This window comes from Methylomonas sp. BG-2 (genome assembly GCF_057766305.1).
In genome coordinates this window covers 1-12,723 of record NZ_JBYMAP010000017.1, presented here as the reverse complement: position 1 = coordinate 12,723, position 12,723 = coordinate 1, and the positions used below count along the sequence as shown (strand labels likewise).

Sequence of the window (12,723 nt, the reverse complement as noted above, 5' to 3'; positions counted from 1 at the left end):
CCGGCTTATTTTTCCGGATGCCGCTGTCCGTGGCGCGGCGCGATGATGCCGGTCGCCAGCGAAATTTCCCGCAAAAAGCACAGCAATCCGGCGATTAACGCCAACATCGCCGCGACGAATAGCGTCGACACCAAGTTCGACAGATCCACCGTGATCTGAACGCCCACGAACATCGTAACGATGGACAAGCAAATCATCAGCGCGCAAAGCGTGCACAATGTAATCGCCCAGTGTATCCAGCGGCCGCGTCTGGCCAGCGTCTGCATTTCTTCGTAATAGTGATCGGCTTCGTCGCCTCCCAGTTTGGAGAGCGCCCGAAACCGGTCCACGGCCCGGCCTAGCCGGTTGGTCAATACGCTTAACAAGCCGGCGACACCCGTTAGCAGGAATACCGGGGCCACTGCTTGCTGAATAACGTGGGCGACGGTGGGGATATTGGCTATGGCATCCATCTGTTTTCCATGATAAAGGTTAAGTATTGGCCGACGGCGCTAGCTGAACTTTTCCGCGACCCAAGCACTCGGACAGAGAGGGTGCGGCTTGCACGCCGGTTTCCGGATTTTACAAACCCCGGTTGCATTTAGGCCAGTGCCGACTACATTGGCCTGTTAGCGTTTCCCGTCCGCGGTCGTTTTTCCTGGAGTTCCCGTGTCTCATCTTCGAATCCTCAACTTGGTGTTAGTCGCTTTATTGGCGAACGGCGTCTGCGCGCGAGCCGGGCTGGCGGCAGTGTCGCCGCTCTATCAGCCGGCCCCGGCGCTGGAAGCCGCCGATTTGGCGGTGATCGTCAACGACGCCGATCCGTTGAGCCAGCGTATTGGCGAATATTATCAGGCCAAGCGGCGGATACCGGCGGACCAGATCATCCATGTCCGCTTCGCGCCGAATCGACCGGTCATGTCCAAGCAGGAGTTCACGGCGCTGAAACAAACACTGGACCAGCGGACCCCGGAAGCCGTGCAAGCGTATGCGATCACATGGTTGCAACCGTTCCGGGTCGAATGCATGTCCATTACGACCGCGCTGGCGGCCGGTTTCGATCCGGCGTTTTGCGCGAAAGGCTGTCAGCAAACCCGGGGGAATCCTTATTACGCGTCGGAGACCGATCGGCCGTTTAAGGCACACGGCTGGCGGCCGACGATGGCGGTGGCCGGCGCGACGTTCGAGGAAGCTCGGCGCTTGATCGATACTGGGGTCGCCGCCGATTACAGTCAGCCCAAGGGGGCCGCCTATTTGCTGAAAACTTCGGATAAGGCCCGCAGCTCGCGGGCGGTTTTGTTTCCGGAGGTTGCCAAGGGATTGGGCCAGTTTTGGCCGGTGCATTATTTGGAGCAGGAATTCATCGCCGGGCGCCAGGATGTAATGTTTTACTTTACCGGCTTGACCAAGGTGCCCCATTTGGCCGACAACCGCTATTTGCCCGGCGCGGTGGCCGACCATTTGACGTCGTCCGGCGGGGTGATGTCGGGTAGCGACCAAATGAACATCCAGGAGTGGCTGCGGGCCGGGGCAACCGGCAGCTACGGCGCGGTGGTTGAGCCTTGTAATTTCCCGGCCAAATTTTCCAATCCCGGCGTGTTGATGTACTTTTATTTGCGCGGCAGTAGCTTGATCGAGGCTTACTGGAAAAGCGTTGCTCAACCCGGCCAGGGCATTTTTGTCGGCGAGCCGTTGGCCAAGCCGTTTGCCTATCCGCCGCGCGGCGGCGCGGAGCCGTGAGTGGGGACGCTTAATTCGCGATCGCAACCCGGTTGCGGCCGCTGTTCTTGGCCAGATACAGCGCCTGATCGGCGCGGGTAATCAAATCCAGCCGGTTGTCGCCGTGTTCGGGATAGAGCGCCATGCCGATCGAGACCGTGACATTCGTCCTGGTCCCGGCTTCGGTTTTGCAACACAGGCTTTCTACCGCCGACCGCAGCGCATTCAGCCGTTCGGCGGCGGCTTCCGCCGCGATTTCGGTCATGACGACGACGAATTCCTCTCCGCCGTAACGGCAGACGATGTCGTTGCCATGCCGGAAATTGCTCATCAATTGCGCGACCTGTCGCAATACCTCGTCGCCGGTGTCGTGTCCGTAAGTGTCGTTCAGTGCCTTGAAGTGATCGATGTCCAGCATCGCGACCGCCAGCGTTTCATCGGCTCGGCGCATGCGGACCAGTTCCCGATCCAGGGCTTCCTCCAGAAAGCGGCGATTGAACAGGCCGGTCAGTGGATCGCGGATCGATAGCGCATGCAATTCCTCGCGTAAGGTCAAATTGGCGAGGGCCAAGCGAGCGCTGTCGGCGGCGGTTTCGGCGATCGAGAAATTGCGTAGAGTTTCTTCCTGATCCATACCGCTTAAGTGATACTCGATATGAATCAAACCCAGTCCGTGCGAGTGGGCCAGTAGCGGGATGCAGACATACGGGGTGACGATTTGTTTAACGTGCCGACAAATTGGATTTATCGTGTGCCCGTTGCCGGCAATGTGAATCCGTCCGCGCCGCATGCCCCAGCAATCGTCTGGCATGAACAGATTTTCCAAGTCAGCCTGGCCCCATTGATCAACCAAGGCTAAAGCGCGGGACTGGGTGTCCATGATGTACACGCCGCCGGCGGTTTGGGGGAATAGCGCGACCAAGGCCGTTTTGATGATCGGATAGGCTTCGTCCATTTTTTGGCAGCTCTGCAACAAGTCGGTCATTTCCCGGATCAATTGCATCTGGGCGATTGCCGATTCGAGCTCCCGTTGGGCTTTTTTCAGCGCGGTGATGTCGCGGGCCGCCGCGAATAGGCCGGCAACATTGCCTTCCTCGTCGCGGTATACCGATGCGTTATAGAGCACCTCGGTGATTTTGCCGGACGCGTGGCAGATGGCCAGAGGGTAATCCATCACCGTGCCTTGCGAGAATGCCAATTGATAGCCGTCCCGGGCTTTTTGCGGCTCGGTGAAATAGTTGGAAAAATCGCTGCCGATTAGCGCTTTTCGGGGGATGCCGGTGATTTTTTCGGTGGCTCGATTCACATCCATGATTTTGCCGTCGGCACTGATGGTGACCAGCGGGTCTAAACTGGCTTCGATCAGGCTGCGGGCGTAAGAGCTTCTGGAATGTTTCATGGCACGGGCTCCGGCGAAGGCGATATGGCGCTCCCTGCAACGCGAGGCAGAAGGCGGCTAGACGAATGGCCTGCCTGGAACGCCCGGAGCTTTTTGGGTTTCGGGGCGTTCTTCGATGGATGATTTTACCCGCTTGGCGGCGGGATTATTCTTCCCAGTGGCCGAAGTATGCGTGTTCTCGCAGTTCGGCGCGGCGGCGAGTCGCCAGCTCGGCTTGCCGAAATTCCTCGGGCAAATTTTCGGGGTCCGCTGGATAGCCGATCGCCAGCATCGCCATCGGTGTGCAGTCCTCGGGCAGGCCGAACGCTTGCCGGGCCGCCGCCGCGTCGAAACCGCCCATCTGATGGCTCGCCAGACCCAGCGCGCCGGCTTGCAGGCAGAGGCTCAGCGTCGCGGCCCCGGTATCGTACATCGCCCAACGGTTAGCTTGGCCGTTGTGGTTGAAGTTCGCCATCGCGACTGACAGGATCAGTACCGGCGCGTGGCGGGCCCACAGTCGGTTTTTCTCGTTGATGACGTTCAAGGCCCGCGCCCAAGCCTCCGGGTTGGTGGATTTGTCGCAAACGACAAAACGCCAGGGTTGGTCGTTGAAGCAGGAGGGCGCCCAGCGAGCGGCTTCCAGTAATGCGGTCAGATCCTCGGTCGATACCGGTTGGTCGGGCTGGAAAGCCCTGGGGCTCCAGCGCTGGGCGATCAGTGGGTGAATGGCGACCGAGGTGACGGCGGGTTTGTTGGGCATATCGACTCCTTGCCGAGCGGCGGGGGGGAAGTGGCTTGCAAAAACCGAATTTAGCGCTAATATGGTAGCGAATCAAAACTATAATAACGAGAACGAGGTTCATCATGCCAAAAAACACCAAGCTTTTGCCGATGATTTTTTTCGGTATGGCCGTCATAGTGGCGCGGTTCGCCGAATCCGCCATCGCAAAAACGGGGGAGGCCGCCGCATTGGGAACGCCGCGACTTTTGGATTACGACCACCCATTTACCGCGGTCGCCGTCAGCGCCTTGATTGCCGGTGTCTATTGGTTTTACTGGTTGCGGCACAAGGTCTGATCCTTCCCTTGTTTGGATATTCGTGTCAAGTGGATAGCGCCAGCCCGACTCTGGCCGTTATTCCGACTGCTCAACCGCTGTCCACGCTTCTAGCGCTCTATTAATAATGCTAGAATCGCCGGTTTATATATGCCATTTAAATCATTAGGCTAATCGATACCGGCGCGTTTTGCTCGCTGGGTTCGACTCGCCAGCCAGACACGAGCATGGACTACAAAACTACCCTGAACCTCCCCAAGACCGAGTTCGCGATGAAGGCCAATCTGGCGCAGCGCGAACCGGAGATGCTGAAACAGTGGAACGAAAGCCAGCTGTATCAAAAAATTCGCGAGGTTTGCGCCGGCCGCCCCAAGTTCGTGTTGCACGATGGCCCGCCGTATGCGAATGGCGCGATTCACATTGGTCACGCGGTGAATAAGGTGTTGAAGGACATCATCGTCAAATCCAAAACCCTGGCAGGTTTCGACGCGCCCTACGTGCCTGGTTGGGACTGCCACGGCTTGCCGATCGAATTAATGGTGGAAAAGTCGGTCGGCAAGGCCGGCGTCAAAGTATCGCCGGCCGAGTTTCGCAAGGAGTGCCGCGCTTACGCCAAGAAACAGGTCGGCATTCAAAAAGAAGAATTCATCCGCTTGGGCGTATTGGGCGATTGGGACAATCCTTATTTGACGATGGATTTCGCGTTCGAGGCCGACATCGTCCGCGCCCTGGGCCGGATCGCCGCCAAGGGCCATCTCAGCAAGGGCTTCAAACCGGTGCATTGGTGTACCGATTGCGGCTCGGCGCTGGCCGAAGCGGAAGTGGAATACGAGGACAAGCATTCGCCGGCGATCGACGTGCGTTTTGCCGTCGTCGACGAGCATGCCTTCATGGAAAAGTGCCATCATGCCGGCGATCGCGAAGGCCAAGGCCCGCTGTCGGTGGTGATCTGGACCACCACGCCCTGGACACTGCCGGCCAACCAAGCGGTGGCCTTGAATCCGGAGCTGGAATACGCGGTGGTACAATGCGAAATCGACGGCCAGACCGAACGCCTGTTGCTGGCTGAAGCATTATTAAAAGATGCGGTATTGCGTTACGGCATCGGCGAGCACCACATCGTCGGCTACTGCAAGGGCAACGCGCTGGAAGGCCTGTTGTTGCAGCATCCGTTCTACGAGCGGCAGGTGCCGATCATCCTCGGCGACCACGTTACCACCGACGCCGGCACCGGCGCCGTGCATACCGCGCCCGGCCACGGCCAGGAAGACTATGTGGTCGGCATGAAATACGACCTGCCGGTCGACAACCCGGTCGGCAGCAACGGCGTGTTCCTGCCCGGTACCGAATTATTCGCCGGCCTGCACGTATTCAGCGCCAACGACAAGGTCTTGGAAGTGTTACGCGAGCGCGGCCGTTTGCTGCACCACCACGCCTTGCTGCACAGCTATCCGCATTGCTGGCGCCACAAAACCCCGATCATTTTCCGCGCCACGCCGCAGTGGTTTATTTCGATGAACCAAAACGGTTTACGCGACACCGCCTTAAACGAAGTCAAACGCGTCGATTGGGTGCCGGACTGGGGCCAGGCTCGGATCGAGGCGATGATTTCCAACCGCCCGGACTGGTGCATCTCGCGCCAGCGTACCTGGGGTGTGCCGATCGCCTTTTTCGTGCATAAAGAAAGCGGCGAACTGCATCCGCGTAGCGCCGAATTGATCGAGCAAGTGGCGCAGCGCATCGAACAACAAGGCATCGATGCCTGGTTCGAGCTGGATGCGGCCGAATTGCTGGGCGCCGACGCCGAGCACTACGAAAAAGTCGCCGACACGCTGGATGTCTGGTTCGACTCCGGCGTCACCCATGCCGCCGTGCTGGAGAGCCGCGAGCAACTGCGCTTCCCGGCCGATTTGTATCTGGAAGGCTCGGACCAGCATCGCGGCTGGTTCCAGTCGTCGCTGATGGCCTCGGTGGCGATGAACGACGTCGCGCCGTATAAAGAGGTGCTGACCCACGGCTTCACCGTCGATGCCGAGGGCAAGAAAATGTCCAAATCCAAGGGCAACGTGGTACTGCCGCAGACGGTGATGAAATCGCTGGGTGCCGACGTGTTGCGCTTGTGGGTGGCCAGCACCGACTACCGCTACGAAATGTCGGTGTCCGACGAGATTCTGAAACGCACCTCCGACGCCTACCGCCGCTTGCGCAACACCGCGCGCTTTTTATTGGCGAACCTGGACGGCTTCGACCCGACGCAACATCTGGTCGGCAAGGACGATTTAGTGGCGCTGGACCGCTGGGTCGTCGACAAAGCCTGGCAATTGCAGGAAGAAATCAAGGCGGCTTACAACGAATACCAATTCCAGGTGATCTACCAAAAAGTGCTGAATTTTTGCAGCATCGACTTGGGCGGCTTCTATCTGGACATCGTCAAGGACCGCCAGTACACCGCCAAGGAAGATTGCCTGGCGCGCCGTTCCGGCCAGACCGCGATGTACCATGTCGTCGAGGCACTGGTGCGCTGGCTGGCGCCAATCACCAGCTATACCGCCGACGAAATCTGGCACTTCATCCCCGGCCAACGCGGCGAGTCGGTCTTCCTGGAAACCTGGTACCAAGGCTTGTTTCCGCTGGAAGCCGATGCCGCGATCAACCGCGACACCTGGGACAGGGTCATGGCGGTGCGCGCGGCGGTGTCGAAGGAACTGGAAGCCTTGCGCAAAGACGGTGCGATCGGCGCATCGTTGAATGCCGAAGTCGATTTGTATTGCAACGAAGTTTACGGCGCCGAATTGAACAAACTGGGCAAAGAGTTGCACTTTATTTTCATCACTTCCAATGCCGGTGTTTCCGATATGCAGTTCTGCCCGGACGATGCGGTTGCGACCGATATCGACGGTTTGAGAATAAAGGTCAGAGTATCCGAGCAGCAAAAGTGCGTGCGCTGCTGGCACCAACGTTACGACATCGGCGAGCATCCGGAGCATCCGGAGTTGTGCGGCCGTTGCGTCGAGAACGTGGCCGGTGCCGGCGAGAGCCGTTTGTATGCTTAAGTGGTTATGGCTGTCCGCGTTGGTCTTGGTATTGGACCAAGCCAGCAAATTGGCGGTCGACGCGACGATGCAACTCTACGAATCGATTCCGCTGCTGCCGAATTTCAATCTGACTTACGCCCGCAATACCGGCGCCGCGTTCAGTTTTCTGGCTCAGGCCGGCGGCTGGCAGCGCTGGCTGTTCGCCGGGCTGGCGGTGGTGATGAGCGGCATCATCGGCGTCTGGTTGTACCGGCTGAAACCGCATGAAACCCTGATGGCCTGGGCCTTGTCGCTGGTACTTGGCGGTGCGGTCGGCAACTTGATCGACCGGGTGGCTTATGGTTACGTGATCGATTTTCTCGACGTTTTTTACCAAAATTGGCACTGGCCCGCCTTTAACATTGCCGATTCGGCGATCTGCGTCGGCGTGGGTTTGATGGTACTGGAGAGCTTCGGAATCGGGCGGCGAACGGCTGAAGCCTTGGAGTAGCGCTGCAAACCTGCTGGATTGCCGAAGCGAACATCGTCGTTCGCACGCAATTCGCGCCGGTTTGGGGATTAGGCTCGCCGTTTTGGCGAGCCTTTTTTGTGTCAGGCTTTCCGCAAGCGTTTGTAGGCGTTGATCAAGCCGTTGGTCGAAGAATCGTGGTCGTCGATGACATCCTCGTTCTTCAGTTGCGGAAGAATCGCCCGAGCCAGGACTTTGCCGAGCTCCACGCCCATCTGGTCGAACGAATTGATGTTCCAGATTACGCCCTGCACAAAGATCTTATGTTCGTAGAACGCGATCAAGGTGCCGAGGGTTCGCGGGGTCAGCTTTTTGAACAAAAAGGCGTTGGAGGGCTTATTGCCTTCAAAAATTTTCGATACGATCAAGGCGTCGTCCAGGTTGGGTTCGTGGCTTAGATCGTTACGGACTTCGGCTTCGGTCTTACCGCGCATCAAGGCTTCGGCCTGGGCCAGGAAGTTGGAGATCAGAATGTCGTGATGATCCGGCAAGTCGTATTGGCTTTGCGCCGCAGCCAAAAAGTCGCCGGGTATCAGCTTGGTGCCTTGGTGAATCAACTGAAAAAAGGCGTGTTGGCCATTGGTGCCGGGTTGACCCCAGATAATCGGGCCGGTGTTGTAATCGACTTTGTCACCGTTGACCGTCGCGCTCTTGCCGTTACTTTCCATATCGCCCTGCTGGAAATAATCGGCGAAATATTTTAACGATTGCGCGTAGGGCAGTATCGCGTAAGTCTCCGCTTCGAAGAAATTGTTGTACCAAATCCCGAGCAGACCCATGATGACCGGGATGTTTTGTTGGTAAGGCGCGGTGCGGAAGTGTTGGTCCGCTAAATGCGCGCCCATTAACAATTCCTCGAAGTTGTCCATGCCGATGTACAAAGCCACCGACATGCCGATCACCGACCACAGCGAATAGCGGCCGCCGACCCAGTCCCAGAATTCGTACATATTTTGCGGGTCGATACCGAATTCCTTGACCTTTTCTTCGTTGGTGGAGATCGCAATGAAGTGTTTGGCCATGTGGCCGGGGTCGCGGGCGGTTTTCAGAAACCAGTTGCGCGCCGAACGCGCGTTGGTCATGGTTTCCTGGGTCGTGAAGGTTTTGGAGGAAATCAAAAACAACGTGGTTTCCGGGTTCAGCGGCGCCAGGGTTTCGACGATGTCGGTCTGATCGACATTCGAAACGAAGTGGGCTTTCAAGCCTTCCTTGCCGTACGGGGTCAGTGCGGTATCGACCATTTTCGGCCCCAAATCGGAGCCGCCGATACCGATATTGACGATATCAGTAATCGCCTTGCCGGTATAGCCGGTCCAGGCGCCCGAACGGACTTGTTCGGTAAATACCCGCATTCTGGCCAACACGGCGTTAATTTCCGGCATGACGTCCTCGCCGCGAAAATAAACCGGCGTGTTGCTGCGATTTCGTAGCGCAGTGTGCAAGACAGCGCGTTTTTCCGTGGTATTAATAATGGAACCGGAGAACATCGCCTCGGTTTTTTCCTTGAGCTTGGCGCGTTCCGCGAGCTGAATTAGCAGCGGCAAGGTTTCCTCGGTGATTAGGTTCTTGGAGTAATCGAACAGTAAATCGTTGAATGTCACCGAGAATTTGTCGAAGCGATGTGTATCCTTGTCGAACGCATCCTTCATGCAAAATTTGCCGGCAATTTGTTGATGGTGTTGTTTGACGGCTTTCCACTCGGCGGATTCGATTAGTTTGGACATATTTTATTGAGACAGGATGAGAGATTCTTTCAGCTGATCAGAACAGATCGACGCAGTATGGGCGAGAATTCATAACCCCATTATAAAGATTGTCTTTGACTGCTGACAAAAAAAATTGAACAGTGCCGGGCGCCAACTATTGCCTTTCTTTGGATAGGGTGATGTGCTAGAGTTAGCGCCGGTTTGAGGCTGGTTCGAGTGGATTTCTCGCACGGCGGTCTTGACGATATTCGTGCATAGGTGCATGAATTATAATAAAAATATAGTAATAGAACACGGGAAGGGTGTATATGAGAAACTCACGCATAGTTAGAAAAGGCTTGCTGGTATTATGGGGCCTGTTTTTTTCCTCCGCGCTTTGGGCTCACGGTGGCGCGGCCGGTACCGATACGGACCAATGTAAATTCGAGCTGGAAAAAGATCACTGGATCCACTACACAGCTTACCAACCCCAAGCTTATCCCGCCGAAGAGTTCTGCGGCAATATTCCCGATACCGCTACGTTGACTCAATTGGTATTCGACTATCAAGACCAACGCTATCGCGGTATGGCGATTGAATTTGAAGTCACCAAGGAACCGGAAGGCAAACGGGTGTTTTTCCAAGGCGCCGAGAAACACAAGTCCGGTACCGTGGTACTGTCATTGCCGCAAGGGGTGCCCGAGCAAGGTAAATATCTGATTCACATCACTCTGCTGCAAGATAATGGTGAACGGTTGGATGCCCACATGGGTTTTAAAGCCGGTGGCGGTCAACCGGCCAGCAAAGGTAGCTTAGGTCTGTACGCGCTGGTGTTGTTCGCCGGTCTGTACATTCTTTACTTGTCCAACGCCGGTTTCAAACGCCAAGTCGACGGATTGCTGGGCAAGGCCAAGGAATTTTAAGGTTCACTGTTATATAGCCATTCCGTCGGGGCTACGCGGCGGAATGGCGCGGGTACTCATTCGATGCCCGCGCCGGATCGGTAGCTCGCCAGTATTAAGATTCGCCCCACAGAGGTAAACCCGCCATGTTCGAAAAGAACAAATTCGCATTCCTAGCCCCGTTAATCTGCCTGCTCTCGTTATCCACGGCCCGTGCGGTCGAGATCGAGGATCACAACCAGATGATGAATCACGGCGACGGTCATTTGATGGATATGGACGGCGCCATGGTGATGGGACAAAACACCGATACGCTACCCGGCGGTTGCGAAAAAATCGCCGCTACCAAGGAAATCACGGTGCGGGCAGGTCACAAGTATTCGGAGAAATTTCCCGGAACGATGTACGCGTTCGACCAGCAGGAGTTTCACTTCGAACCTTGCACTAAACTCACCGTTCACTTCATCAACGAGGACCAAATTCGCCATCAATGGATGATGCACGGTCTGCCGAAGTATTTGTATCCGAAAGGCATGTTTCACCTGGAGGTTAGCGGTCCCGGCAAGGTGTCCGGCACTTTGATTCTGCCGCCCGGCGATAAAACCTATCTGGTGCATTGCGACATTGCCCAGCATATGGAAAAAGGCATGAAGGGCCAGTTGAAGGTCGGCAAGGGCAGTGAAGATTTGCCGAGCATCCCCGGCGTGACGCCCTCGGTGTTCCCGGACGATTACAGCGGTAAGGTTTACGATCCGAAAGTCGACGCTCCGGTGGCGCCGGTCGCCGCCGCGCCGCTACCGGCACAGCCCGCGGTCCAAACCGCCTTGCCGGCGCCGGAAGCGGGCTTTATATCCGGGGGCTCGGTGATTGGTTTGGCAATCGGTCTGGTATTGGTCCCTTGGTTGATCAAGCGTTTCAAAGGCATGTCGGCTGGCGAAATTGTTGCAACGTTGATCGAGCAAGTGGCCCATCTGGTTAGCATGGCGATAGAGTTGGCCGCGAAATTGATCAAATTGATTGGTGGAAAAAAAGCGATTCCATTACCCGACAAATAAAGCACAGCTTATCAAGCCCCTGAAACTTGCGGTTTCAGGGGCTTTTTTGCGACGGAAACATCATGCCGTTCGAATCTTGGGGCCTGATCGGCTTATTCGCCAGCGCCTTTATCTCCTCGACTGTCGCGCCGGGTGGATCCGAAGCGGTGCTGGCCTATTTGGTGAGCCAACACGGGCACTCAGTGATACAACTGGTCGCGATTGCCAGTCTCGGTAATACGCTGGGGGCGCTGACGACCTGGTGGCTAGGGCTGTGGGCCGCGCAAAAATATCCGCTTGAGTCCCTGGCCAAAGACCGGCAAAAATCATTGGGGACGATACGGCGTTGGGGCGCGTGGGCCTTGCTGTTTTCCTGGCTGCCGTTAATCGGCGATGGCTTGTGTTTTGCGGCCGGCTGGCTGCGCCTGTCTTTATTGACCTCGCTGACCGCGATATTTTTCGGTAAAGTGGCGCGCTACATTGCCGTGGCTTACCTTTTTGTTTGATCGCTTATGAGTTTATTCTCGCTACCGCATTTTCCGCCGGTCGATTGTCAGGCCGAACATCGCTCGCGCGACTACCGGATAGCCGCATTCACCTTCGTCACCACCACGATCTGCCTGACCACTGACGGCTTCGCGCCGCAATTCATGCAATACCTGCTAGCGCTTTTCGGCTGGCTGTTCTTGTTGGCCTGGTTGCGCGGCGAATGTAAATACGTGCGCACTCAAGTCGCGGTCGCCGTCACGTTTGCGGTAATCGGCGAATATTTCGCGTCGGTCTACATGAAGGGCTACATCTACCGTTTCGGCAACGTACCGGCTTATGTGCCGGCCGGCCACGGCCTGGTCTATTTGACCGCCGTGGCCTTGGGTCGCTCCGGATTGTTCCAGCGCCACGCCCGCCGGATCGCCCTGTTGGTGGTCGCCGCTTGCGGCACTTGGGCCGCGATTGGACTGAGCGGCTGGGTAAGGTTGGACATCATCGGCGCTGTGCTGTTTCTGGTGTTTTTAGGCTATCTATTCAAAGGCCGTTCGCCAATGGTGTATTTGGGTGCCTTTTTCATTACCTCCTGGCTGGAAATCGTGGGTACCGGTGCCGGAACTTGGGCTTGGGCCGAGATCGATCCCGCCTCGCATTTGCCCCAGGGTAATCCGCCCAGTGGCGTCGCCGCTTGGTATTGCCTGGTCGATGCGGTCGCTATTGCCGGCGCCGGGCCGGTGCTGCAACTGTTCGGCAAAACCGCGCAAGCGTTGCAGCGGCAAAGAGCTTAAAATCGTCGGGCGGGGTTGTCCCGCCGAATTTATGGATGGACCAAGTCGGTCCGTGCCGCAATCAGGCTGACCGAATCGCCGACGCGTATCTTGCCGCCCGCCAAGATACGTGCCGTGACGCCGCCATGTCCACGCAACGCGTTATAACTCCCC

The 12,723-nt window shown here is 57.0% G+C and carries 12 protein-coding genes; 8 read left to right on the top strand and 4 right to left on the bottom strand.

All coding sequences use genetic code 11. The features are described from left to right. Nucleotides 1-5 precede the first annotated feature (5 nt). Nucleotides 6-452: a DUF2721 domain-containing protein gene (locus AC3B8H_RS02915; RefSeq protein ID WP_488440119.1), complete on the bottom strand. Its 447-nt coding sequence runs from the start codon at nucleotides 450-452 to the stop codon at nucleotides 6-8. A 196-nt stretch (nucleotides 453-648) separates the two neighbouring features. Here AC3B8H_RS02915 and AC3B8H_RS02910 point away from each other — a divergent pair, with 196 nt between their 5' ends. Continuing rightward, complete coding sequence (locus AC3B8H_RS02910) at nucleotides 649-1,719, top strand: TIGR03790 family protein (RefSeq protein ID WP_488440118.1); 1,071 nt, start codon at nucleotides 649-651, stop codon at nucleotides 1,717-1,719. A 10-nt stretch (nucleotides 1,720-1,729) separates the two neighbouring features. Here AC3B8H_RS02910 and AC3B8H_RS02905 read toward each other — a convergent pair whose 3' ends face one another. Both AC3B8H_RS02905 and AC3B8H_RS02900 read right to left on the bottom strand, forming a co-directional pair. Continuing rightward, a complete protein-coding gene (locus AC3B8H_RS02905) occupies nucleotides 1,730-3,097 on the bottom strand; it encodes a sensor domain-containing diguanylate cyclase (protein WP_488440117.1) in 1,368 nt (455 codons plus the stop codon). A gap of 145 nt (nucleotides 3,098-3,242) precedes the next feature. Next, complete coding sequence (locus AC3B8H_RS02900) at nucleotides 3,243-3,836, bottom strand: nitroreductase family protein (protein WP_488440116.1); 594 nt, start codon at nucleotides 3,834-3,836, stop codon at nucleotides 3,243-3,245. 104 nt (nucleotides 3,837-3,940) lie between these two features. Here AC3B8H_RS02900 and AC3B8H_RS02895 point away from each other — a divergent pair, with 104 nt between their 5' ends. The 3 genes from AC3B8H_RS02895 (at nucleotide 3,941) to lspA (ending at nucleotide 7,657) form a co-directional block, all read left to right on the top strand. Next, entirely contained in the window at nucleotides 3,941-4,153 is a 213-nt protein-coding gene (locus AC3B8H_RS02895; protein ID WP_488440115.1) for a hypothetical protein, read from the top strand. A gap of 206 nt (nucleotides 4,154-4,359) precedes the next feature. Further along, on the top strand, nucleotides 4,360-7,185 hold the full coding sequence (gene ileS / locus AC3B8H_RS02890) for an isoleucine--tRNA ligase (protein WP_488440114.1): 2,826 nt from the start codon (nucleotides 4,360-4,362) through the stop codon (nucleotides 7,183-7,185). Continuing rightward, nucleotides 7,178-7,657 carry a signal peptidase II gene (gene lspA / locus AC3B8H_RS02885; protein ID WP_488440113.1) on the top strand — a complete coding sequence of 160 codons (480 nt, stop codon included), beginning with the start codon at nucleotides 7,178-7,180 and terminating at the stop codon, nucleotides 7,655-7,657. Before ileS ends, lspA begins: the two co-directional genes overlap by 8 nt. A 101-nt stretch (nucleotides 7,658-7,758) precedes the next feature. On the opposite strand, the gene pgi is transcribed toward lspA, so the two are convergent. Then, complete coding sequence (gene pgi / locus AC3B8H_RS02880) at nucleotides 7,759-9,399, bottom strand: glucose-6-phosphate isomerase (RefSeq protein WP_488440112.1); 1,641 nt, start codon at nucleotides 9,397-9,399, stop codon at nucleotides 7,759-7,761. Nucleotides 9,400-9,689: 290 nt separating this feature from the next. Here pgi and AC3B8H_RS02875 point away from each other — a divergent pair, with 290 nt between their 5' ends. From AC3B8H_RS02875 to AC3B8H_RS02860, 4 genes are all read left to right on the top strand, one after another. Next, the gene (locus AC3B8H_RS02875; RefSeq protein ID WP_488440111.1) at nucleotides 9,690-10,283 is read left to right on the top strand and encodes a hypothetical protein; all 594 of its coding nucleotides are present in this window, start codon (nucleotides 9,690-9,692) and stop codon (nucleotides 10,281-10,283) included. Between the two features lie 248 nt (nucleotides 10,284-10,531). Then, a complete protein-coding gene (locus AC3B8H_RS02870) occupies nucleotides 10,532-11,317 on the top strand; it encodes a cupredoxin domain-containing protein (RefSeq protein WP_488440138.1) in 786 nt (261 codons plus the stop codon). A gap of 62 nt (nucleotides 11,318-11,379) precedes the next feature. Further along, nucleotides 11,380-11,802: a YqaA family protein gene (locus AC3B8H_RS02865; RefSeq protein WP_488440110.1), complete on the top strand. Its 423-nt coding sequence runs from the start codon at nucleotides 11,380-11,382 to the stop codon at nucleotides 11,800-11,802. A gap of 6 nt (nucleotides 11,803-11,808) precedes the next feature. Next, nucleotides 11,809-12,570: a hypothetical protein gene (locus AC3B8H_RS02860; RefSeq protein ID WP_488440109.1), complete on the top strand. Its 762-nt coding sequence runs from the start codon at nucleotides 11,809-11,811 to the stop codon at nucleotides 12,568-12,570. Nucleotides 12,571-12,723 lie beyond the last annotated feature (153 nt).